We start from the raw sequence: 25,027 nt of genomic DNA on the forward strand, positions 1-25,027 counted from the left end.
TTTCCATCCTTTGTTATGAATGATGGTAGTCCGTCTCATCAAAACTATGTAATGTCCATACTTTCAGGTTCAAAAGCGTTACCGCTGAACCACAGTACTCACAGTAAGCTGCGCCGAGATTTGTAATCGGCGCACCACAGTTCGGGCAGGTAGTTCCGACTGCATTGTCCATTCCTGCAAGTTTTTCATTCTGAATATACATAAGCTGTACATTATATCTGGTCTGTTCCGTCAGCTCTTTACTGCCACTTAAGACTTTTCCCGCTTTTTCACAGTAATGCAGATACCCGACTGCACTCTGGAATGTAATCACACAGGTACCCTGCTTTTTCTCATAATCAGCAATCTCTGTCTGATGGATCTGTATCTGTTCGTAGTGCTCTGTGACTGACTCCGTCTCATTTTCACGGATTCTGTTTTTGATCTGCGCTAAAAACTCTTCCGAAACGCCATCTTTTATCTGTCTTTCAAAAATGCCGGCATCTGCGGCAGAGATTGCCTGCAATGCCAGCATGAGTGCATTTTCCACTTTATCCTTAAACTGTTCGATATGAAAATCAGGAAAATCCCTCTGGATCTGCGGCAGAAAAATCCGTGTCATCGCAGAAACGGATTTCGGTGTTACCGCAAGCTCTTTTGCCTGTTGTTCTAATCCCTCTGTGATGGAATCTGTGCCAAACGCCATGCGGGACAATCTACGCAGTTTTTCCCGCACGATCCGGTATGCCGCATATCCCGCACCACAGGATATGCAGACAACAAAGACAATCACAAGGAGCGTGACAGTTCCCTTACTCATCGTCTCCTCCAAGTCCATTCGGGCATCCAAGTGAAAGCCATTTCAGGTAACCATTGATAAAAATATCGATCTTTCCATCCATGACGCTGTCTACATTTCCGGTTTCTACACCGGTTCTGTGATCTTTTACCATCGTATATGGCTGCATAACGTAAGAACGGATCTGGTTGCCCCAGCCGATCTCTGTCACTTCGCCACGGATATCTGCAGCTTTCTCTGCATTTTCCTGCTGCTTTAACAGATACAGTTTTGCCTTTAACATCTGCATTGCCTTATCCTTATTCTGGAACTGGGAACGCTCATTCTGACACTGTACCACGATTCCGGTCGGGATATGCGTGATACGGATTGCAGAGGATGTCTTATTGATATGCTGTCCGCCGGCACCACTTGAACGGTAGGTATCGATCCGCAGATCGTCCTCATTGATCTCAACATCAAGATCTTCCTCGATATCCGGCATGACATCGCAGGATACAAACGATGTCTGGCGCTTGCCGGCTGCATTAAACGGTGAAATACGAACCAGACGATGTACACCTTTTTCAGATTTCATGTATCCATATGCATTCTCTCCGTTGATCTGGAATGTAATGGACTTGATACCTGCTTCCTCTCCGTCAAGAGAATCTAAAACCTCCACGGAAAATCCTTTGTCCGATGCCCATCTTGTATACATACGATAAAGCATTGCCGCCCAGTCACAGGACTCCGTACCGCCTGCTCCTGCATGTAACGAGACGATCGCACCATCGGAATCATACTCACCGGATAACAGAGTCTTGATACGGATTCCCTCATAGGTCTTCGTAAACTCATCAAGCATTTCCTGGATCTCCGGGATCAGGGAAGCATCATTTTCCTCATATCCCATCTCGATCAATGTCTCAATATCCTCAAATTCTGTCTTTAAGGATGCATAAGTTGCGACATCATCCTTCATGCTCTTTAATTCTTTCATTTTTTTCTGGGAAACAACCGGATCATCCCAAAAACCGGGATCTTCCATTTCCCTCTCTAATTCCTGGATCCGCTGCTCTTTATTAGCCAGGTCAAAGTGAATCCCTCACTTCCTGCAGCGGTTCCCTGTATGTGTTCAGGGTCACTTTAAATTGATCAAGTTCTACCACAGTATCACCTCTTTCTGATATTTAAGATATATTTCTATTGTAAAGTATGCGCTCTTTTTGCGCAATGCCTTCTCCATATTTTTAAGAGAATCGCAAGAAGTAAAAGACCTATTGCTGTTCCCGCTGTATCAATGCAGACATCCTTAAACTGTCCGGAACGCCCTGGGATAAACAGCTGGTGGATCTCATCTGTCGACGCATAACAAAAATTGAATCCAAGTACTGCAATATAATGCATTTTCCCCTGTATTCCACACGAACCCAAAAATGCGAATGCGATCCATCCTAAAATTGCATATTCTGTCATATGTGCAGCTTTCCGGATAGGATATTCAATATTTCCTGCTATCTTTCTGATCTGTTCTGCTGTCAGTCCCCAGTTAAAAATATCATCTGTATCTTCAACCAGACGGTATGAGATCGTACCGCTGATCTCGGAAGATTCCGTCGCTGGCTGATTGGAAAACCAGAATATGATAAACATCCAACATATCAGCATGATTCCCAGAATCAACCGCATTACTGTTTTGTTCATTTTCCGTTTAATTCCTCCGTGAGTACTTCCACTGCTTTCTGGATCTGGTTATCATATTTTACATCATATTCCGTTCCATCCAGATCTAAATATTCATATTCCAACTCAATATCCGGATCAATTCCAACACCGTGGATATAGTTTCCATTCGGCGTAAAATATTTTGCTGTGGTAAGTTTCACTGCATCCCCATCTTCAAGTGGGAAAATAGTCTGAACGATTCCTTTTCCAAATGTAGTTGTTCCGATCAATGTGCCATATTTGTAATCTTTGATCGCTCCGGCTAAAATCTCAGATGCACTTGCACTGTCTCCGTTGATCAGCACTGCAAGTGGATATTCCATGTAAGTGTCTCCACTTGACGTATATGTTTCGCGGTGACCGTTTTTGTCTTCCGTGTATACAACTGTGCCTTCCGGAAGAATATCATCTAAGATCTGCACAACAGCGGTAACGAGTCCTCCACCATTATAGCGCACATCCAATACCATTGCTTTCATTCCCTCTTTATCTAACTCTGCCACTGCTTTTTCAAACTGGTCTGCAGTCTCTGTCTCAAAAGAATCAATATGGACGTAACCGATATTATCGTCAAGCATCTGTGAAGACACACTTGGCAGTGTTACATTTTTACGCTCTACATCAAAAGATAAATTTTCCCCGGTAGAAGGACGGTATACTTCTAAATGTACCGATGTCCCCTCCTCACCACGGATCAGTTTTACCAGTTCCGTCACTTCCATGCTTGTGGCATCTGTTCCGTCAACCGAAGTGATCACATCATCTGCAAGCAGTCCTGCTTCATCCGAAGGTGTTCCTTCATATATCTTGGAAATTGATACTACCATCGTATCCGGGTCCTGCCTTAACCCCGCACCGATTCCATAATACTGTCCGGTTGTGCTCACCTGCATCTGTTTATAATCTTCTGCATTATAATAGACGGAATACTTATCCCCAAGACTGCTTATCATGCCCTCATACAGTCCGTCCTGTAATTCGGTATCATCCACCTCGTCATAATAGTACATATCTGTATATGCTTTCAGTTCATTGATCTTCTGAACCGTTTTTGCATCCAGGATCGAGTCCGTCTTACCAGATGCATTCGTTATGTAGATTTTTGCTCCTGTTACTTTTGTAACTACGCTCAGTGCGACAAATCCAACGAAAATCGTCCCTGCAATACCGTAGGCCACACCTTTTGCCATCTGTCCTTTTTTGCTTTTCTTCGGTTCTCCGATTTGCTCTGGCATAATCTCCGGAACCTGCTGCTCATTTTTATTTTCCATATTCTGTCTCCATTCCTGCGCTGTTTTTATGTTGATTTTTATGCTGCCGTTTTACGCTGCCATTCACACCTGTTGTGTGACCAGCCGCATTTTTATTTCATATTGCCTTTTATACTACACTCCACATTACTTATCATATCATTCATATGTGAAGATTCGCTGTCCTACTACATCGGGACAAAATTTCCCATGAAGCTTCGGATTTCGGATGTCAAAAGGTGGTTCACAACTTAGCGGCTGTCAAATTGCACAAGGCAGAGACTGCTTTTGTGACTTTGGGAGAAAATTAGAAAAGCTTAGTATGCCTGTTGATACACAGTGATGTTCTGCCACGGATGGCAGAACAAGGCAGCATCGAGTCACGGATGACTCGTTGTTGCCGTTCACGTCACTCCGCCACAACCTAAGCTCAGGCAAGCTTAGCTTTTCTTATTTTCGTACAACGGAACAAAACAGACACTGCCTTATGCAATTTGACAATCCCAAAATTAAAAGCCACCTTTTGACACCCAAATCCAACCAATTTAAAAAGGACCACCGCGCATTGCGGTAGTCCCAAAAACATCCGCATCATCTGCCCAGATAACTCCACGGGCTGACATAGCTTCCGTTTAATGATACACCAAAGTGTAAATGATTTCCAGTAGAAATACCCGTACTTCCGACCTGTGCGATCGTCTGTCCGGCAGATACTGTCTGACCTGGTGAAACCAGAAGCGCAGACGCATGCATATATACAGTATATAATCCACCGCCATGATCGATCATCACATAATTGCCGGCAGCACTGCTGTAGGCTGCCGTCGTAACCGTTCCATCCGCTGCCGCCACGATCGCAGCACCTCCGGACGCTCCGATGTCAATTCCTTTATGATTGGAAGAAGCACCTCCCATCGGCGACACACGTGTTCCATAATCACTGGTCACACGTGTACTGCTCGGACAAGGCCAGGTGAAAACTCCTCCTGTATATGGATTATCCTGCTTGCCTGCAGCCGCTTTCTCTGCTTCGATACGCTTGATCTCCGCAATGATTTCCTCCTGTGCCTTTATCTCCGCCGCATAGAAATCTGCATCACTCTGTGCCGAATCGATATTTCCCTCAATTCCGGCAAGTTCTGTCTCACGCTGTTTCATAAGTGCTGCAACCGAAGCCTTTTCCTGTTCAACAGATGCTTTTTCCTGCTCTACTTCTTTTTTTATTTCCTCTAATGTGGCATAGTCTTCTTCTAACTGTTTTTCCACATTCTCAATATAATCCACTGTGTCCTGATACTCGTTAAGCTTTTTTCTGTCATATTCCTGAATCTGTATGATATACTCAGCAGAATTTAAAAAATCTGAAAAACTCTCTGAACTGAAAAGTGCCTCAAAGTAGGACTCCTGTGCATTTTCATACATAAACTGTATGCGCACTTTCATATCCGCATACTGCTGTTCTTCCTGCTTTTTTGCATCTTCAAGCTGACTTTTCGTATCCTCGATCTGGTCTTTTTTCTCAGTCAGCTCCTGATTCTTCTGCGCAAGCTGGTTTTCGAGTGCAGTGATCTGACTTGAAATATTCATTAGTTGCGTATTCAGGTCATTTACTTTTTCCTGCACATCCCCTTTGGACTCTTTGAGCTCGTTTATGGTCTGTTTTGCATCTTCCAAAGCCTTTTCCAACGCTGCTTTTTCCTGCTGCGCTTCTTTTAAAGATGTGGATGTATTTTCACTTTTCTTTGCACTGCTGTTTTCTGCTGCCGGTGTTATCTGCACTGTGGCAGCCACACCGATCATCGCAATCAGTAATACAGCCGTTATCCTGTGTATCCATTGACTTTTATTAATTATCATACCTTTAAATGTTTGCGGATTGTAATCCGGCTTCCAATAAATCCAATACCAACACCAAGTAACAATGCCACAGGAACCAATGTGTGGAATACCTGATCCACACTTAAGAACTGTATCATATTACTGATAAATTTAAACTTATCTCCAATATATAATATAATCTTCTCATATAAAACATACAAAATACCAAGCGGAATCGCCGCTCCGATCAACCCGATCACGATTCCCTCAACCACAAACGGGGCACGGACAAAATAATCCGTTGCACCGATCAGTTTCATAATTCCAATTTCTTCCCTGCGCACGGAAATACCGACCGTGATCGTATTGCTGATGAGGAAAATTGCAACACCAAGCAAAATCAGAATAATTCCCGCAGAAATATAACCGATCAGACTGTTAAAATCAGTCAGTGTATGCGCTACCATTTCAGACTGTTTTACAGATCGTATTCCATCTATGGACTCTAAATAAGTTACTAACGTACTCTGCATTGATATATCATTCATATAGATAGAATAACTTGCAGAATTGGCAAGCGGATTATCACCAGCAAAACTTGAAGCCGCATCTTCATTACCATCAAAATAAACATCTTTAAAACTTTCCCAGGCTTCATCCGCAGACGTATATTCACAATGGGATACCTCAACGCGCTGCTTGATCAGATCACCGATTTCCTCAATGCGCTGTTCTGATATACCTGCATCAAAAAATACTGTGACCGCCACGCCGGATTCGGCATCTTTTACCATTGCCTGAAAATTGGTCACGATTGAATAAAAAAGACCAAACAAAAAGATACACGCTGTCATCGTCGCAATGGATGCGAGTGAAAACATCTTATTTTTCCAGATGTTGACCAGTCCCTGTTTAATCGTATAAAAAAAAGTACTAATCCTCATAATCGTAATCTCCCTCGCGTTTTAATACATCGCGTTCCGTCAGGCTGCGGCTGATAGCATTATCACCAGTCACAATACTGCTGGCTGTATCACTGTCATCCACGATTACACCTTTCTGCATGGTAATAACACGTTTATTCATGGCTTTTACGATCTCAAGGTTATGGGTAACAACAACAACCGTTGTACCATTGTTATTGATCTCTTCCATCAGCTTCATGATCTCCCAGGCATTATTGTTATCCAGATTACCGGTTGGTTCATCTGCCAGAAGAATCTTCGGTTTATTGATAAGTGCTCTTGCGATTGCAACTCTCTGCTGCTCACCACCGGACAACTGTTTCGGATATGAGCGGTATTTTGCTGCCAGTCCTACCATGGAAAGCATCAAAGGAACATTCTTTTTGATGGAACGCGTGGATTCTCCGATGACTTTCTGTGCAAATGCAACATTATCATAAATATTACGATCCTTTAACAAGCGGAAATCCTGAAATACCACGCCTATCTTACGACGGAATTTCGGGATTTGTCTTCGCCTGATCTTATTTAATTTCTGACCGTTTATTGTGATCGTACCCTCCGTCGGTTCAAGTTCCTTCAATAAAAGTTTAATCAGCGTAGATTTTCCGGAACCACTGTCCCCGACGATGAATACAAATTCTCCTTCTTCAATGTTAAGACTCACGTCATTAAGCGCAGGTATTCCTGCAGAGTACGACTTGCTGACATGTTCTAACTTAATCATAGCAATCTCCATTTCTAGTAGTCTAACGACTCCATGTACTTCATGTATTTTACTACCATAAGTGCGATCTTAAAAGTAATGGCATCTTCAAAAACACGCAGATCAAGTCCGGTTGCTTTCTGCAGCTTGTCCAGACGATATACCAATGTGTTACGGTGAATATAAAGCTGTCTGGAAGTTTCGGAAACATTCAGGCTGTTCTCAAAAAACTTATTGATCGTTGTAAGTGTCTCCTCATCGAACTCATCCGGTGATTTACCATCAAAGATCTCTTTGATAAACATCTTGCAGAGTGGAATCGGGAGCTGATAGATCAAACGTCCGATTCCTAGTGTAGAGTAAGCAATAACATCTTTTTCCTCAAAGAAAATCTTGCCTACATCAAGTGCCATTCTTGCTTCTTTATAGGAACGAGATACTTCTTTGATCTCTCCGACGATCGTACCGTATGCCACATGTACATCACTGTCCGAATCAGAACGGAACAGATTTACAATGACCTCGGCGGTCTTATTCATCTCTTCGTATCCCTCGTTCTCGCCTACTTCTTTTACAACGATAATGTTTTTCTCATCGACTGCGGTGACAAAATCTTTGGTCTTTCCTCCAAAAATGCCACGAATACGTTCAAGTTCATTACCATCTTTGTCGCGGTTAGTCTCCACGATAAAAACAACACGTCTGACTTCCGTATCAATATGCAGTTTTTTGGCACGATTGTAAATATCAACCAAAAGCAGGTTATCCAAAAGCAGATTCTTGATAAAGTTATCTTTATCAAATCTCTCTTTATATGCTACCAGAAGATTCTGGATCTGGAAACTGGCAATTTTCCCCACCATATAGACGTCATCGCTGTCGCCGTTGGCAAGCAGGATGTATTCTAACTGATGATCGTCAAACACCTTAAAAAACTGATAGCCGTTTACAACCTGGCTGTCTGCAGGAGATTCCACAAACGCAAGCGCCGGCTCCATATATTTGTCTGCTTCCGGAAATGTAGCAGCCAGCACCTTCCCCTCTACATCAATAATGCATAAATCAATGCGGGTAATTCCTTTCAACCCATCAATTGTATTTTGAAGTATCTGATTTGAAATCATAAGCTCCGCTCCTTCTATCTTCGTTTCATTTGAAACACACCCGGCAAATCGGGCTGCTGTGTACATCAGCTGTCAATTTCTGTATGCCACAGTACATAACCTCCATTGCACGCATGGGCAACTTTCACAATAAAAATATACCCATTGTCCCCACTTAAAAATACCTAAATTCTATTTTAATGCAAAACAGCAAAAAAAGAAAGAGGAAATGCATATTTTTTATGCACTTCCTCAATGTATCCTGCTTTTTTCCCATTTTTTACAGTGTACATAGTTCACAAAGAAAATTTTCAGGACATCTGCTCCTGGAATCCCTCACCGAGTACCTCTCTTGCATCTGAAACAATTACAAATGCATCCGGATCCACTTCGCTTACGATCTCTTTTACCTGAACAATCTCTTTTCTCGAAACCACACAGTAAAGCATGCATTTTTCCGCACCGGAATACATTCCTTTTGCGTGAAGCCCTGTCACGCCGCGCTCTAACTCTGTCATGATACGTTTTGCCACCTGATCATAATGGTCTGTGATAATAAATGCAGCTTTTGAAAACTTTAAACCTTCCATCAGCGCATCTGACACTTTGCTTGTCACAAAAATTGCAACGATCGCATACAATGCCACATGTACACCAAACACGAACAGTCCGGCGATCACAACCGCTCCATCTAAAAACTGTATGATCTGTACCACGGAATAATGTTTATAGTAATGCTGGATCAGGGTCGCCACCATCTCCGTTCCACCGGTTGTTGATTTTGCCAGCAGCACAAGTCCCATTCCGACACCGCCAATACAGCCGCCGAAAATCGCTGCCAGCACATAATCACCATCAGTAAGATCGATAAGAGGCAGTATATAAAGCCAGAGGGAAAGAAGAAGTGTTCCAACGATCGTTCTCCAGATAAAACGTTTCCCCTTGATCTTAAAAGCAGCTAAAAATAACGGCACATTAAGCACAAGGTTCGTCAGCCATAAAGGAACACCACCCGGAATCAGTCTGCCAGTCACATCTTTTATAATGATTGCAAGACCGGTAAATCCTCCTGTTACCATACTGACCGGATCATAAACACACTGAATACTCACTGCGATCAATGCCGTTCCCACCAGCATAAGGATATAATCCCAGACCAGAGATCTTTTATATAAAAACTTCTGCATACCAAACCTCAGCTTTCATACTTTTCAATACTGTTTTTTAATCTGATACGTTGAATCAGATTAAAGAAAAAACCTTTGATCTTTGATCTTTTCCGGTGAACTTCAAATCCGCCGATTCCATACCATAAATTCGCATTGATCTTATCACGGTGTTCTACAAGGAAATGTTCCTGTTTTGGGGATGGAATGATCGAAATGATCACAGCCGGTGTTGCAGCATTCAGCTCATTGATCACACCCTCAAGATCTCCAACGCAGTTTTCCGTCGCAGCAGCACCAGCCAGTACCAGCTTGGGATATTCCTCACTAAGTTCCTGTATTAATTCATCAACAGCCTCCTGTGTTTCTCCAATAACAAAAACAGATTTACGGTTACGCTCCACACGCTTTAAAAATTCATCTGAAAAATCATTTTCTTCTGTTTCTCGAATCCTCTGCATCGTATCGACTCCCGCCGCCTGAAGGATTCCTTTCTCTCCGATCACTGCCAGATCAAGGGTTGAGATCACCTCTTTTAACACAGGATCTGTTTCCGACTCGGTAAGCATCTGCATGGAAACCATCTCGATAACATTTAACACATTATTATCATACCAGGCTTCCACGCGCATGATTGCTTCCCGCACTGTATAATTGTCCAGTTGTATTCCAAGAATATCTATCTTCTTAATCATTTTACACCCATATTCATTTCCATATATTGAAAAAATATACGCGAACAGTATAGCAGACATGGGGTAATATTTCAAGAAATACTAACCGTATCTTATTTTTGCTCTGAATTTTTGGCTGTTGTAAACAGTTTCTTTAAGCAGCTATATGCAACCAGAACACCTAATATCATAAGTAAAAGTGCGACAATAAGCTGTAATCCATCCACTAAAAACGTTGCATTGTGTGCGGCAATATTTGATACCAGTGCAATCGTTTTCTGCACCAGGGCTGTAAATGTAACTGCCAGCATTACGAACATTGGTATGTAAAGTGTCCATCCGGTTCTTCCTGTTGTCTTTAAGAACACAGCCAGTGCGATCAATACCATTGCTGCAAGGAGCTGGTTTGCAGAACCAAATAACGGCCAGATATTATTGTATCCGCCAAGTGTCAGCAGATAACCGAAGAATAATGTGATCACTGTCGCAAAATATTTATTGGTCAGTACACGCTGTGCAGGTGTCATCTTTTCTGGATCGGTGCTGTCTCCATAAAACAGTTCCTGAAAAGACATACGTCCGATTCTCGCTACAGAGTCAAGTGATGTTAATGCAAGTGCCGATACACACATAGTCATAAATACAGTTGCAACCTGAACCGGAACACCAAGTTTCTCTAAGAAGCCGGCAACACCGGAAGAGAAAATTGCAAACGGTGTTCCCTCAGGTTTTGTTCCACCGACTGCAACGGCTCCGACAACTACCAGTGCCACAATACCAAGTAATGATTCTACTACCATTGCGCCATAGCCGATCATCGGCATATCTTTTTCATTGCTGACTGTCTTAGAAGAAGTACCGGAAGATACAAGGCTATGGAAACCGGAAACTGCACCACAGGCGATCGTAACAAATAATGTCGGGAATAATCCACTTCCATTTACATTAAACCCATTAAATGCATTTAACTGCATCTGCGGATGTGCAACGACAACTCCGACAACTGCACCGATAATCATACCGAGCAGCATAAATGTTGTCATGTAATCCCTCGGCTGCATCAGAAGCCACATTGGAAGAACAGATGCCAGGAACAAGTATGCCATGATGATGTAGATCCATGCTGTCTTTGAAGCATAGATTGGAAGTTTCATACCAACTGCAAACATCACAACTAAAAGAGCGATCGCAACAACTGCTTTTACCCATTCATTCATTTTTCCAACATGCTTCTGGATCACGCCAAAGATAACAGCTACAACGATAAATAACATCGAAATAGATGCTGCTGCTGAGTTTGCATAAGCAGTTCCTGCGCTGTCTAATCCGACACCATTAAATGTTCCTGCTACCATATCAGTGAATGCTGCGATAACAAGCAGTGTAAACAGCCAGCAGAACAGCATGAATAATTTTCGTCCTGTCTTACCGATATATTTCTCAATGATCATTCCCATCGATTTTCCTTCATTCTTTACGGATGCATACAGTGCGCCAAAATCCTGTACGGCACCGAAGAACAATCCACCGATGATCAGCCATAACAGAACCGGTACCCATCCAAACACGGATGCTAAGATCGGTCCAGTAACAGGTCCTGCTCCTGCGATGGAAGAAAACTGATGTGAAAATACGGTAAATTTTGATGACGGTACATAATCCTGTCCGTCCTCATGTGTATAGGCAGGTGTTTTTGCATTCGGGTCGATCCCCCATTTTTTTGCAAGCCACCTTCCATACAGCAGATATCCTGCTGCAAGTGCTACAATTCCAATTAAAACAATTACTAATCCATTCATAACCTCTTACCGTCTGCACACTGCAGACAACTCCTTTCTTTTTTTTCAGATAAATAAAAAGACTTTCGTCTGATAGATGTTTATACATCCAAAAGACGAAAGCCTATACTTCCGCGATACCACTTTTCTTGCCATGTTCCCATGACCTCTCTGCCCCATCATATATTCTGTGTACCATATATGTATATATCATATCACACATATACATATGCCTATCGTGCATCTATCATACACAAATATCCCTAACAGGTCTCTCTGTAACGGAAGAGCTCCGGTGCCGCTTACTGACCTGATGGCTTTCGGCGTACTGCTTGCAGAGGATATTATCAAAAGATGCATGTCATTTTCCACCAGCCAACGACTCTCTGTAATGCATTGCCTTCCAATAACGGTATTCTGTTCACTGCATTTGTTCTATTTATCTGTATGCCACATAGTTTAGCACTCTTTTTTCAAATGTCAACCGCTTTTTTCACATTTTAATTATTTCGAATCTTTTTTCTGAATTATCAGATATTTTCTCAAGTATTGTAATCTTTTTTCATATTTAAAAAGTCAATATCTTTTCCACAGTTTTTTATTTTATGGCAAACTTTATGATTTATACACAAAACAAATATTCGATTTTTTTACTATGTAAACCATGTTTTTTTACACCAAAAATGTGGATAACGTGGATAACTTCGTGTATAACTTTATTTTTCCACGTTTTTAGGGCATTTTAACAGTGGACAACTTTTGGGATAACTTTCTCCCTTTGTTTATTACTTTTTTTGCGCCATGATATTTTGTGCATGTTGTATACTCCACTTTTTCTTTATAGGACGTAATTTCCTATGAATTAAAAAAACAGCTATTATCCTAAGACAATAGCTGTTCTTATCATAAATTAGAAAATTCTTCTTACACAGATCGGACTTCTGTAATTTACATTGGAGAACTTGATACCACTTGACGGCGTACTTGCATGAACGATCGTACCACCACCAACATAAATAGCAACATGTCCACTGTAGCATACAATATCTCCCGGCTGTGCATCTGATAGACTTACCCCATATCCAACCCCTCTTAATGCACTGGAAGAATGAGGAAGACCTACACCAAATGCTGCATATACACTCATAACAAAACCAGAGCAGTCTGCACCGTTTGTCAGGCTTGTTCCACCGTATACATATGGATTACCGATAAACTGGGATGCATAACTTGCAACTGCCTGTCCGTTAGAACTTCCTGCTGCTGCATAGCTCTTTGAGCTTCCAGAATTCTTTGATGAAGATAACTTGCCATCTGCTTTCTTTCTTGCTGCGTTTGCTGCTGCATCAGCTGCCTCACGCTCTGCTTCCTCTTTTGCAAGTCTTGCTTTTTCTTCTGCTTTAGACTCAGCCTGTACAAACTCGATCGTAATATCTACATAATCTTTATGTACCCAGCCATCACCCTCTTCGGTGGTAACTTTTGCCCAGCCTTCCACAGACTCATCATCTGTAACAACCAGGTCATCTCCAACCGGAACCATGGTAAGAATACTTGCATCTGTGGACGGCTCTGTTCTTACATGGAGTGTTGTGGTGTTGACCTTTGCGTATTTAGTACTGACTTTCTTTGCCAGTTCCTCATCATTTGGTACTACATATTCGCAATTTACATATCCATCAACATTACCGGACTTAATACGATACCAACCGTTATCTGTTGTCTCAAGGATTGTTCCTGCGGAATTATTGTACAGCTTACCAAGTACCTCACTGTCTGTATTTGGCTCTGAACGAACATTTACATAATTATCAACCTGCGCAATCGCAATATCTGTATATTCAGAAGCAACAACCGGTGTCTCATTCTCACTGACCTGCTCTGCCTGCTCTGCTGCTGCCTGAGCTGCTGCATCATTGCTGTCTGCAAGGCACTGTGCCAAAGCCTGTGAAACACCTGCTGCAGGTGTCTGTCCCTCTGCAATTTCAGCTGCAGTCACACTTGAAACACCTGCGACCGGGGCTGCATATGTATTTAACCCAAAGCTGCCAATTGATAATGCTCCTGCTAAAAGACAGCCTGTAATTCTTACCATTCTCTTCTTCATTTACGAAAAGCCTCCAACTGAGTTTTCATGTTTTCGCAACTATAAAACTATTTCATCGTTTGTTACGAATTTGTTACATTTATTACGTGTTTATTATAACAAAGGCATATTTCCATGTCAACCTGTATTAACCGTGAATTTTACTAAAATATTACATTTCTTTTTATTCAATTTTTCATGGAAATAGCTTATCTTTTCATGGAAATGGCTTGTCTTTTCATGGAAATGGCTTGTCTTTTCCATAGATTCCTGTCATAATAAGGTTATAAATATTTTTTCAGGAGGTGCAGTATGGATATTTCAGGTATGACGCCGGCACTTAGTACATTACAGTCCTACGACGCAGGCTCTTCTGTCAGTCAGACCAGCCTTTCCTATGCGGTTTCTACTGAACTATTAAGCCAGCAGCTCGATATGACGCAGGAAATGGGCACCGCTATGGTTCAGATGATGGAACGTTCCGTAACACCGGGACTTGGTGGAAATATTGACGTCTATATTTAATCAATCTATAAATCAGAGATTATATATCATGTCGGCAGAATAAAAAATCCCGGTACAGATGGGAATCACACCATCTGTACTGGGATTTTTCATGTTAATTCATAAGAGCTGATCTAGGATACAGTGACTATGCTTTTTATGGCTTTGCTTTATTTTACAGCAATAGCCTCAATCTCAAGCATAACATCTTTGGGCAGACGTGCAACTTCCACACAGCTTCTGGATGGAAATGCTCCGTCAAAAAATGTTGCATATACTTCGTTAATTGCACCAAAATCATTCATCTCTTTGATAAAAACAGTCGTCTTAACAACATTTGCCATACTGGTTCCAGCTGCTTCCAACAGATTAGAAAGGTTTGTCAGTGCCTGTTTTGCCTGTGCAACAGAACCTTCCGGGATTTCACCGGTTTCCGGTACAACCGGAATAATGCCTGATGTATAAACCATTCCATTTACTTCGATCGCCTGTGAATATGGTCCAATTGCTGCCGGTGCCTTGTCTGTACTGATGACTTTTTTCATAATATTTTCCTTCTTTCTGTCAATTTTTTCCTATCATAGCATATGCTTTTAAATTAATCAATTTTACGGATCGATTTTTCATTGATCTCTATCCGGCGTTCTTTATAAAGTCTTCCCGACCGCTCTCTTGAACGCATTCTTGCTAAGGCCAGTCTCTCTCTTGATGACCTCCGGTGAAGATTTGTCCGTAAATGGGAGCACACCTGCAAATTCTTCAATCACCTGCATGACCTTTTTGGCATCTGCATCCATCTGAAGATAGGCTTTCTGCCGCATCGTAATATCTAATTTCCCATCAGGCTTTACATTGGTCACGGTTGCCTCGATGACATCACCGATACGGAGCGTGCTATGATCTTCAAAAGATGGAAGCATGGCGGAATACTGATCATCTACCGCAACAAATGTTCCAAAATTATCGCTGAACTCATAGACACGGCCATTTACAATATCGCCGGTATGATACGGTGATTCCAGTGACAGAAGATCATACAGATGCTTCATGCTTGCACACAGACGTCTGCTCTTATCAATGTATAACGTCACTAAAATCTCATCTTCCGGCTGAACCTTAACGGTCATCTCTTTATAAGGAAGAAACAGATCTTTTTCCAGTCCCCAGTCTAAAAATGCACCAATCTTTCCGACCTCTTTTACAGTCAGCACCGCAAGTCCACCCAATGTCAGCTTAGGTGCATTTGTCGTCGCAATGAGCCTGTCTTTGGAATCTTTATATAAAAACACCCGGAGTTCTTCTCCGATCTTCGTTCCTTCCGGCACCTGTTTTTCCGGCAGCAGCACACGGGTCTCATCCTCCATATGTTCTGCAAGATATACGCCAAATTCTACTTTTTTTATTACAACAAGTTTCTGATATTCACCTAATCTCATATTTTATGACTGCCTTTCTTTTTTCTGAATCTGAAAGCAGATGACCGCATATGGTGCACCTTTTTCATCCGCAAGAGTAACTGTGATCTCTTTCCCTTCCATCGTGACAACCGGATACAACATGTCTCCTAACATTGCCGACTTACGATACTCCGCACGAAGTCCGCAAACCACAACCTGTTCCGGCAGATACTCTTCCGCTACCAGAATGTATTTGCCATTATTCATATGATGATTTGTATCGATATAAAAACGTGAGACACGTACCGGTTCCTTTTTCACACTTTTCTTTACCGCATCATCTGGTAAACTGATTTTCCGGTCTGCCCATTCTCCCGGTATCTCATCATTAATCTCCGGTGTATAAATTTCTTTCATCCGCTCTGATATGCGCGCCGGCCGCATTTTTTCTGTGTCCATAAACACCCATACTGAATTTGCCTCAGCAAATATTATACCATCGTCTCCCTCAATCCGAAAATTCCGGTATCCATAAAATCCACGGAATGCATACGGCCATGTACTGACCTTAATATGCTGCCCCATCTGCGGATATCTGTAAATTTTTATCTCCCAGGAAGATAGTACCCATGCCACCTGTTCTTTCGCAAGATAATCCACACCAATTTCCAGATCCTCAGACTGAAAAGTGCAGCAATCCTGCAGATAATCCAGTAATGACGGTAATGTCAGTTCTTTTTCACTGTTCACTTCACTGTAACGCACACGGCTGTTAAAACTATACATAAAATGCCTCATTTCCAGGTATTTTTAAACTTCTCTGACTGATTTGCTGTATTGTTCTTTTGTTATGCTACCACATTTTGAGGCGTTATGGTAGGGATATTAAAAATTTTCTGCCTGCAGCCGTATATCCTGCCCGTAAGGCTTTTTATGTAACAAGGAATTTCAACGAAATTTCCTATTGCACAAAAAACCTCAACAGTTCTCACTGCTGAGGTCTTATTAGCAGGGCTACAAGGATTCGAACCTTGAAATGACGGAGTCAGAGTCCGTAATGTCAGGGGTTGTTCTGCCTGTAAAATCAAGGGTTGTAAGGGTGGGATGGGAGAAATTGACCTATTGATTGACCAATCCGCATTTACTATACATTATTCAATAACTGCATTCTCTCTTAAATATGCTTTTATCGCCTCTAATATATTTCCAGCTGCTTCCATTTGTTCCGCTACCTCTTCATTTGATGCAATATAAAAATCATCATAATCACTCGTTTCTCTTTTTTTCTGGAGGCGCGCAAGCAAACGACCTATTTCTCTAGGGAAAATACCTGCTGCAACATATTCTTTATTAAAATAAGCAACGACATCTTTATGCCTCTTAAAATCCGTATCTGCTAAAGCCAACACAGCCTTCACAGCATAAAATGCCGCATAATATGATCTGTTAATCGCATCTTTAAACAAATGATTTTCCATACACAACTGTGCACTTCTTTTTGTATCTTCTGCCTGAGACACTCTATACAGACACAAATCTTTTTGTTTATCTGTCATGCAACCTGCACCCCTTCTGTTTTTACATTACGATAAAATGGAAGTGTATCTGACCAATATTCAAAAAATTCCTGATTTTTAATAACCGGCGAAAGCACTTTCCCATATTTTAACTCTAAATCAAATGCATCATCATATATATGGTTCTCAGATTGTTTTATCTGATTTTCTGATAGAGTTACCAAAATCATAATATCAATATCCGAACTCTCATTATAATCTCCTCTGGCATATGAACCATACACTATAATACTTTTCAGATTTTTCCCAAAATATTGTTTTACGAGTGTTACAAACTCATCCAATTCAGATTGAATTCCTTGTGGCATGTTCTTTCACCTTCTTTCCTTCCATTTTCTTATCTAATGCCGCCCGCCCTTTCTTTCAATAAAATATGTTTCATTTCTACACTTATTATTATATGCTATTTTTATGTCCTTTACAATACGAACCCCTTTCAATGATACTCCCAAAACATACATCTCCCCACACACCAGTAAAATAAAACAAAAGGCAGGGCTACAAGGACATATTATTCATCGTAATATCTTTTCCGTTAAATATATAGATAACGTTACTCATTGCATTCGCCATTTTCTACATACCTTTACTAATAAGTTTCCAATACCCATTATTTTCTATATATTTTTCGTAATTCACATCACTCCAATTCTCCTTTCTATGATTTTTCCACTCAGCTTCACTTAGTCTAAAACGGCTTGCGCTTGATATGAAACTATTCATTGTTATCAAATATCTCCTTTTCTCATCCTCATCTAAATCAAATGATTGAAACAAGTCAATTATTTCCTTCGGAAAGTTTTTTTGGGAAAATATATATATAACCTATATTATTCACGGCACAGCCGTGAAAGTGGCTGAAAACCACATAGTTTCTATATTTTAACTGAATATTGCTTTTCACCTATCAGATGAATGAAAAAAGAGCATCCATTTGTGGTAAAATTAAGGTGTCGAATCTTAAAAAATAACCCAAAGGAGCCCTTTATGAGTATTGTAAACACCTTAGCCTTAGAAAGCAATAGACAGATAAAAATAAATTTTGATGGAGGAGATCTCTCCTCCGATGCAGGTCTGCTTCTTATCAAAGAATTCATAAGCAAGCTTGGTATTGATAAGCTTTTAGACAAAACTTTCAAGACCAATGATCCTGCATTATTCAGATATCACACGGATCAGAAAAATCTGCTCCAGATGATATATATGATCATTGCCGGTTATTTCGAAGATGATGCTTCCGATGAACTGACCAATGATCCGGTATTCAAGTCTGTACTTGAAAAAGATGCGCTTGCATCACAGCCTACGGTATCGAGATTCTTTAACCGTATGGATGAAGATACCTTAAACCAGTTCCTTGCGATTGCCAGAGTGCTTCGGAAGAAAATTTACAGTATTCAGATGCCATCGGCTGTTATTCTGGATCTGGATTCCACCCTTCTTGATGCATACGGCAGACAGGAAGGCAGAGCCTTTAACTTTCATTATCAAAGCAATGGTTATCATCCGCTTGTCTGTTATGACGGAATGACTGGAGATCTGATAAAAGTACAGCTTCGTGATGGAACACAGTATTCCTGTACAGGAGTGGTTGACTTCCTGCAGCCGATACTGGATGAATACCAGAATGATTATCCTGCAATCCGTATTCTGCTTCGTGGTGATAGTGGTTTTGCGACTCCTGATCTTTATAAGCAGTGTGAAGAAAACGGCACAAGCTATGTGATCCGGCTGAAGGAGAATGGTCTTCTCCGTGAAAAAGCATCCTATTTTGTGGATGAACTTAATGAAATCACCAGAAATAACAAAGTGGATTATGCGGTAGTTTATGGTGAATTCATGTACAAAGCAAAGTCATGGCCTTATGAAAGGCGTGTGGTATGCAAGGTTGAAAAGCCGGAAAACCAGATGGTTTACATGTACACATTTGTTGTCACAAACATGGATTCCGCACCAGAGTATCTTATCAAATTTTACTGCAAGCGAGGTCTGATGGAAAACTTTATCAAAGAAAGCAAATCCGGTTTTGATTTTGCTTCCGTAAGCAGTCATACCAGAATCGTAAATGCAAACAGACTTCAGGTACACGCTCTTGCGTATAACATATTTAATTGGTTTAGACGATTGGCGTTATCAGCAAACATGCGAAAACAACGCATAGATACCGTCCGTTTAAAACTGCTGAAGATTGCTGCAAAAGTAATTCGTTCAGCAAGATATATCACATTCAAGCTGTGTAGCAGCTGCCCTTATAAGAATGAATTCTATGAGACACTTTCAAATATCGGTAAGCTGAATGTACAGCTGGAATAGCAACTATTAACGAACCTTGACAGCTTAATAACCGCTCAGGACTCTGCTACAGGGATTTTATACCCTTTTTGGAGATTGGTTGAGCGATGTTTAGGCTACATGGGTCAATTTGGGGATTCATGGTACAGTTATCAGTTCAGATACTGTTCCGTGAATAATTCAGGATTACTTATTTGTTTGCAAAAAATAAAAAATAATTTTCAAACATAAATGTAATACAATAATAAAGGAAGGATTTTTATAATCATGTTCAACAGCTACGATGGTTTAATAACCATTGATGATCTCTGCGACATGCTCGCAATTGGAAAAAATACTGCATACCATCTGTTAAACACCAATCAGATCCATGCATTTAGAATCGGAAGAATATGGAAAATTCCACGAGATGCGGTTTCAGAATATGTTTTAAGAAACAGCAGCCTGACTAAATAACACAGCTTCTCTTTCACGCTCTAGCGGTGCTGTTTACAACTAACTTCTTTTCCGCGAGATTGCACATCCTGCCCGGAGGGCTTTTTGATTCATGGGACGTATTTTCCTATGAATTAAAAATAACCCTGACAGCATCTTCATCACTGGCAGGGTTCACTTACAAAATTAATTTATGATATTGCAATTAACCTATTTAATTTCTAATAACATCATTTTTCATAAATCTTTACCCCGGTTTCTGCGATCTCATGGTCAATTTCCGTTCCCTTCTCCACGTGAGAAACATCAAAAACATCCATTTTCCTATCTAATGCCGCCCGCAATGCCTCAATCAATCCAACAAACTTTAAACCTTTTAGTCCACTGTCGACCAATAAATCCACATCACTTGATGCATTTGCGCTGCCCTTTCCATATCCCTCGCACCAGTAAAATCTATGTTTCCCGGCATTTTCGATTGACCTATGAATTGACCTATCCATTCAAATTTCCTCTTATTTTGCAGGAAATTGCCGTACTCCGTTCCTACAGAGCATTTTCCCTTTGATCCCAGCTTTTGCTGATTCATCCAGACAAAAAAGCCCGGAAAGCCGCACAATTCTGCGTCTCTCCGGGCAAAAAAATAACCTCAGCAGTCTCACTGCTGAGGTCTTGTTAGCAGGGCTACAAGGATTCGAACCTTGAAATGACGGAGTCAGAGTCCGTTGCCTTACCATTTGGCGATAGCCCTTTATCTTGTCTCTAGCGTTTCGCGCCGTCAACAATAGCTATTATATATGAGTATAATATTTTTGTCAACTGTTTTTTTGAAAAAATTTTTAAATTTTTAAAAAAGTTGCAATTTTTCTCCGACCATCGCATATAACACCATCTCTCCCCAGGAAATATCAGCTTTTCCATTGGTTGCCTCGATAATTTCTTTCTCTGTCTGTTCCTGCATCCCGGATGGAACCATCAAAAGCAGCTCCACTTTTTCGGTATAAACGGTATCAATAAGTGTCAGCCCATTTTGTGCAATCAGATACTGTAATTTTCCAAGTCCGGTATAATCCGTCCCTACGGAAAGTCTGCGTCCTTCTTTTTTATCAATAATGACACTTGCTGCAAGTCCTTCCTGGACAGATTTCTGATATGCACGCACAAGTCCGCCCGTTCCAAGGAGCACTCCACCAAAATATCTCGTAACCACAACAGCCACATTGTGGATATCTTCTTTCAATAATACATCAAGCATCGGTCTGCCTGCTGTCTGTGCAGGTTCCCCATCATCTGAACAACGGCTCAACTCCTGTCTGTCTCCAATTACAAAAGCAGAACAGTTATGTCTGGCATCCCAGTATTTTTTTTTCATTTCTGCAATAAATGCGGTTGCTTCTTCTTCGGATGAGACAGGACGCACTGTTGCAATAAACCTTGATTTTTTTTCTATAATCTCTGCCTCTCCACCGGCATATACTGTTTTCATGCCTGTCCCTCCTGTCACTCATCTTTCAGACTGTTTTCTGTCATTTTAATGAATCAAATATTTCTATATATAAATAGGTAAATCAACCTCTCACATTCTCTGCGTGTTCCTATGGTATCATGTTTTTTTTCGAAATTCAATTCTTAAAAATAAATGAAGAAAGCCTGTATTTTCAGTTTTTCCTTTATTCTGACACATTTCTTTGCTATAATATGATGATGGTTCGTTCTGACTATAAATAGTATTGTAATTTCATAGCTTATTTTTATTACAAAAAGGAGACCTAAAATGAATTATGGAAAGAAAAGTACGCAAAAGCGCGAAAAAGAACTGATTTCCAAAAGTACCATGATTCGCAAAAAATTTTACGTGATTTTTTGTAAGTCGCTGCTTATATGTGTATTTGCCTTCATGGTGATCGGAGTATGTTCCGGTGTTGGAATCATTCGGGGAATCATTGCCTCCGCTCCAACAATTGATGATATCGTCGCTACTCCTACCGGTTTCTTATCCACGGTTTTAGATGCAAACGGCAATCAGACTGCTACATTAGTGGCATCGGGATCTAACCGGCGTGCCGTTACGATTGATGAGATACCAAAAAATCTGCAGTATGCATTTGTTGCCATTGAAGACGAGCGTTTTTATGAGCACAATGGTATTGATGTAACAGGTATCATCCGTGCCGGAGTAAAAGGTGTTGCATCCGGTTTTCATTTTTCAGAAGGTGCCAGTACCATCACACAGCAGCTTTTGAAAAATACCGTCTTTACCAGTTGGACAAGCGAATCCTCCATGGCAGACAAATTCGAGCGAAAGTTTCAGGAGCAATACCTCGCCCTGCAGCTGGAAAAAGTAGTAGATAAAGACTGGATATTAGAAAATTATCTGAATGCGATCAACCTCGGACAAAATACTTTAGGTGTCGGTGTTGCCTCGGAACGTTATTTTGGCAAGGATGTTTCTGATCTTACCTTATCGGAATGTGCCGTTTTAGCAGCTATTACGCAGAATCCTTCCAAATACAACCCTATTACCAACCCACAGGAAAATGCCAAGCGCCGCATGAAAGTACTTAATAATATGAAAGATCAGGGTTATATTACCCAGGACGAATACGATGAAGCTGTTGCAGATAATGTTTATGACCGTATCCAGCTTGTCAACATCGAATCCGAAACCAACAGTATCAACTCATATTTTGTTGATGAACTGACTGATCAGGTCATTCAGGATCTGGTAGAACAGAAAGGTTACACTGAGACACAGGCTTACAAGGCACTTTATCAGGGTGGACTTACGATCTACTCCACACAGGATCCGGAAATTCAGGCGATCTGTGATGATGAAGTAAATAATCTGGACAATTACCCGACTGCTCCAAAAGTATCGTTTTCCTATCGTTTATCTGTTCGCTCTGCCGACGGTTCCATATCAAATTACAGTGAACAGACGATGCTTTCCTACTATCAGTCTTCAAACAAGAGCTTTACGATCAATTTTAACTCGGAAGAAGAGGCTGCTGCTGCAATCGAGCAGTATAAAACTGACATCATGAAAGACGGTGATACGATCGTAAACGGAAGTGAAACAGTTACCTACACACTTCAGCCACAGGCAGCTCTTACGATCATCGATCAGAGCACCGGAAATGTCAAGGCTTTGGTCGGCGGCCGCGGAGACAAAACCGCCAACAAGACTTTAAACCGTGCAGCAGACACCACAAGGCAGCCTGGATCTACATTTAAGATCATTGCTGCATATGCACCGGCACTTGATGCCGGCGGTCTGACACTTGCATCTGTTCAGGACGATGCGCCATATAATTACGGCAGTGGACAAGGTGGTGCCGTCAACAACTATGATAACCGCTATCGCGGTTTCACAACACTGCGCGAAGCCATTACAGACTCTATCAATGTTGTTACCGTAAAAACCTTAGCACAAATTGGACCGTCTCTCGGATATGATTATATCTGTGATTTTGGCATCACAACCGTCGGTTTAGATGAAAGTTCCAACGAAACCTTAGCACTCGGCGGTCTGACACATGGTGTTACCAACTTAGAGCTTACGGCTGCTTATGCAACGATTGCGAACAGTGGAACTTACATTAAGCCAAAATTCTACACCAAAATCTTAGATCATGATGGAAATGTATTGATCGATAATACCGAACCGATCTCCCATACTGTTTTAAAAGAAACAACTGCATGGCTTTTAACCGATGCCATGAAGGATGTTATGACTCAGGGAACCGGTACTCCGGCTTATTTCGGAAGTTCAATGGCACAGGCAGGTAAATCCGGTACAACAACCAAAAACCGCGATGCGCTTTTTGCCGGCTTTACACCATATTATACCTGTGTTGTATGGGGTGGATTTGACGATAACTCACCACAGTCCGGTGGTCAGACTACCTATCCGAAAAAGATCTGGAAAGCAGTTATGAGCCGTATCCATGAAAATCTGGAATATCAGGATTTCACAAAACCATCCAGTATCGTTACAGCTCAGGTCTGCAAGGAGTCCGGAAAACTGGCAATTGCCGGTGTCTGTGATGCAGATCCCCGCGGCAGCCGTGTATACACGGAATATTTTGCAGAGGGTACACAGCCTACGGAATATTGTGACCATCATATTGTTGCAAATATCTGTAACGCTTCCGGTCAGCTTGCCAGTGGTTACTGCCCGACAGATTCTATTTCCTCACGGGTATTCGTTATTGGCGGAACTGCCGGAACGGAAGATACTCCATATCTTCTGACGGATGATTTTAAAAATAATACCTGTACCTTGCACAATGAAGGCAACTCCACCTACCAGGGAACTTCTGCTTTCTCCGCGGTCCCTGGAGTAAATAATGATAATTCCGGGGGAACACAGGCTCCTGCCGATAATACGCAGCAGACACAACCACCTGCAGAAAATACCGGCAATGCTCCCGCAGATAACACCGGCGGCAATGCTTCTACAGATGGTTCCTCCGGCAATGATGCATCTAACAACACCAGCGGCGATGGTGGATGGAATATCGGAGATGCACCCATTCAGTAACTGAAAATATATTTTCATAATAAAGAATGCAGGCTTATCGTCGATTCGACAATGATTTCCCTGCACAAACAGCAAAAACCCCGAAGTCACCTTCGGGGTTTTCACTGTTGATGTATATACTAACTAAGGGGATACATTTTTTCGCATTTTCCTTAGTTTCTGATTTGATAAAAGCCTTTATTTTCGGCATTTTCTGATTATCTGTCGTTTTACTCTAAACTGAAATTCCCAGTCAGATTCCCAGACAA

At 41.3% G+C, this 25,027-nt stretch carries 22 protein-coding genes, 1 tRNA gene and 1 pseudogene; 4 read left to right on the plus strand and 20 right to left on the minus strand.

Annotated elements, in window-relative coordinates; all coding sequences use genetic code 11:
• Positions 1–13 precede the first annotated feature (13 nt).
• The 12 genes from H8S51_RS16275 to H8S51_RS16330 form a co-directional block, all read right to left on the minus strand.
• Positions 14–799 (minus strand): TIM44-like domain-containing protein, encoded by a 786-nt coding sequence (locus H8S51_RS16275; RefSeq protein WP_117922507.1) that lies wholly within the window; start codon positions 797–799, stop codon positions 14–16.
• Positions 792–1,929 (minus strand): peptide chain release factor 2 gene (gene prfB, locus H8S51_RS16280; RefSeq protein WP_117922506.1). Its coding sequence is split into 2 segments (ribosomal slippage): positions 792–1,853 and positions 1,855–1,929, totalling 1,137 coding nucleotides; the frame shifts between segments, so codons are not numbered across the junction. The genes H8S51_RS16275 and prfB overlap by 8 nt, the downstream gene beginning before the upstream one ends.
• A gap of 34 nt (positions 1,930–1,963) precedes the next feature.
• Positions 1,964–2,464, minus strand: a complete 501-nt coding sequence (locus H8S51_RS16285; protein ID WP_117922505.1) for a VanZ family protein — start codon at positions 2,462–2,464, stop codon at positions 1,964–1,966.
• A complete protein-coding gene (locus tag H8S51_RS16290) occupies positions 2,461–3,756 on the minus strand; it encodes a S41 family peptidase (RefSeq protein WP_186900249.1) in 1,296 nt (431 codons plus the stop codon). Before H8S51_RS16290 ends, H8S51_RS16285 begins: the two co-directional genes overlap by 4 nt.
• Before the next feature lie 570 nt (positions 3,757–4,326).
• Positions 4,327–5,592, minus strand: coding sequence for a murein hydrolase activator EnvC family protein (locus H8S51_RS16295; protein WP_241070781.1), 1,266 nt, complete (start codon positions 5,590–5,592; stop codon positions 4,327–4,329).
• Positions 5,589–6,497: a permease-like cell division protein FtsX gene (ftsX, locus tag H8S51_RS16300; protein ID WP_117922502.1), complete on the minus strand. Its 909-nt coding sequence runs from the start codon at positions 6,495–6,497 to the stop codon at positions 5,589–5,591. The genes H8S51_RS16295 and ftsX overlap by 4 nt, the downstream gene beginning before the upstream one ends.
• Complete coding sequence (gene ftsE, locus H8S51_RS16305; RefSeq protein WP_015520859.1) at positions 6,487–7,245, minus strand: cell division ATP-binding protein FtsE; 759 nt, start codon at positions 7,243–7,245, stop codon at positions 6,487–6,489. Before ftsE ends, ftsX begins: the two co-directional genes overlap by 11 nt.
• A gap of 14 nt (positions 7,246–7,259) precedes the next feature.
• Positions 7,260–8,348 carry a PucR family transcriptional regulator gene (locus tag H8S51_RS16310; protein ID WP_006855194.1) on the minus strand — a complete coding sequence of 363 codons (1,089 nt, stop codon included), beginning with the start codon at positions 8,346–8,348 and terminating at the stop codon, positions 7,260–7,262.
• 290 nt (positions 8,349–8,638) lie between these two features.
• Positions 8,639–9,514 (minus strand): YitT family protein, encoded by an 876-nt coding sequence (locus H8S51_RS16315; RefSeq protein WP_117922501.1) that lies wholly within the window; start codon positions 9,512–9,514, stop codon positions 8,639–8,641.
• A gap of 8 nt (positions 9,515–9,522) precedes the next feature.
• Positions 9,523–10,188, minus strand: coding sequence for a WecB/TagA/CpsF family glycosyltransferase (locus tag H8S51_RS16320; RefSeq protein WP_241070782.1), 666 nt, complete (start codon positions 10,186–10,188; stop codon positions 9,523–9,525).
• Between the two features lie 92 nt (positions 10,189–10,280).
• Positions 10,281–11,966, minus strand: a complete 1,686-nt coding sequence (locus tag H8S51_RS16325; protein ID WP_117922499.1) for a carbon starvation CstA family protein — start codon at positions 11,964–11,966, stop codon at positions 10,281–10,283.
• Between the two features lie 889 nt (positions 11,967–12,855).
• The gene (locus tag H8S51_RS16330) at positions 12,856–14,052 is read right to left on the minus strand and encodes a C40 family peptidase (RefSeq protein ID WP_117922498.1); all 1,197 of its coding nucleotides are present in this window, start codon (positions 14,050–14,052) and stop codon (positions 12,856–12,858) included.
• A 291-nt stretch (positions 14,053–14,343) separates the two neighbouring features.
• Between H8S51_RS16330 and H8S51_RS16335 the strand changes: the two genes are divergently transcribed.
• Complete coding sequence (locus tag H8S51_RS16335) at positions 14,344–14,556, plus strand: YjfB family protein (RefSeq protein ID WP_117922497.1); 213 nt, start codon at positions 14,344–14,346, stop codon at positions 14,554–14,556.
• 149 nt (positions 14,557–14,705) lie between these two features.
• Here H8S51_RS16335 and H8S51_RS16340 read toward each other — a convergent pair whose 3' ends face one another.
• From H8S51_RS16340 to H8S51_RS16360, 5 genes and pseudogenes are all read right to left on the minus strand, one after another.
• Complete coding sequence (locus H8S51_RS16340; protein WP_006855202.1) at positions 14,706–15,080, minus strand: RidA family protein; 375 nt, start codon at positions 15,078–15,080, stop codon at positions 14,706–14,708.
• A gap of 53 nt (positions 15,081–15,133) precedes the next feature.
• Positions 15,134–15,971: pseudogene (locus tag H8S51_RS16345) on the minus strand (CvfB family protein).
• A 3-nt stretch (positions 15,972–15,974) separates the two neighbouring features.
• The gene (locus H8S51_RS16350) at positions 15,975–16,718 is read right to left on the minus strand and encodes an acyl-[acyl-carrier-protein] thioesterase (RefSeq protein WP_117922495.1); all 744 of its coding nucleotides are present in this window, start codon (positions 16,716–16,718) and stop codon (positions 15,975–15,977) included.
• 365 nt (positions 16,719–17,083) lie between these two features.
• Complete coding sequence (locus H8S51_RS16355; RefSeq protein ID WP_117922494.1) at positions 17,084–17,488, minus strand: HEPN domain-containing protein; 405 nt, start codon at positions 17,486–17,488, stop codon at positions 17,084–17,086.
• Entirely contained in the window at positions 17,485–17,817 is a 333-nt protein-coding gene (locus tag H8S51_RS16360; RefSeq protein WP_117922493.1) for a nucleotidyltransferase domain-containing protein, read from the minus strand. The genes H8S51_RS16355 and H8S51_RS16360 overlap by 4 nt, the downstream gene beginning before the upstream one ends.
• A gap of 679 nt (positions 17,818–18,496) precedes the next feature.
• Between H8S51_RS16360 and H8S51_RS16365 the strand changes: the two genes are divergently transcribed.
• Complete coding sequence (locus H8S51_RS16365; protein WP_241070783.1) at positions 18,497–19,822, plus strand: IS1380 family transposase; 1,326 nt, start codon at positions 18,497–18,499, stop codon at positions 19,820–19,822.
• Positions 19,823–20,068: 246 nt separating this feature from the next.
• Positions 20,069–20,257: a helix-turn-helix domain-containing protein gene (locus tag H8S51_RS18470; RefSeq protein ID WP_117921107.1), complete on the plus strand. Its 189-nt coding sequence runs from the start codon at positions 20,069–20,071 to the stop codon at positions 20,255–20,257.
• A 209-nt stretch (positions 20,258–20,466) separates the two neighbouring features.
• On the opposite strand, the gene H8S51_RS16375 is transcribed toward H8S51_RS18470, so the two are convergent.
• The 3 genes from H8S51_RS16375 to H8S51_RS16385 form a co-directional block, all read right to left on the minus strand.
• The gene (locus tag H8S51_RS16375) at positions 20,467–20,739 is read right to left on the minus strand and encodes a nucleotidyltransferase domain-containing protein (RefSeq protein WP_118209818.1); all 273 of its coding nucleotides are present in this window, start codon (positions 20,737–20,739) and stop codon (positions 20,467–20,469) included.
• 176 nt (positions 20,740–20,915) lie between these two features.
• Positions 20,916–20,987, minus strand: a tRNA-Gln gene (locus tag H8S51_RS16380).
• A gap of 96 nt (positions 20,988–21,083) precedes the next feature.
• A complete protein-coding gene (locus H8S51_RS16385) occupies positions 21,084–21,722 on the minus strand; it encodes a YigZ family protein (protein WP_186900185.1) in 639 nt (212 codons plus the stop codon).
• Positions 21,723–22,010: 288 nt separating this feature from the next.
• On the opposite strand from H8S51_RS16385, the gene H8S51_RS16390 reads away from it, so the two are divergent.
• Entirely contained in the window at positions 22,011–24,779 is a 2,769-nt protein-coding gene (locus tag H8S51_RS16390) for a transglycosylase domain-containing protein (protein ID WP_241070784.1), read from the plus strand.
• Positions 24,780–25,027 lie beyond the last annotated feature (248 nt).

The organism is Roseburia rectibacter (genome assembly GCF_014287515.2).
GTDB classification, from domain to species: Bacteria; Bacillota; Clostridia; order Lachnospirales; family Lachnospiraceae; genus Roseburia; species Roseburia rectibacter.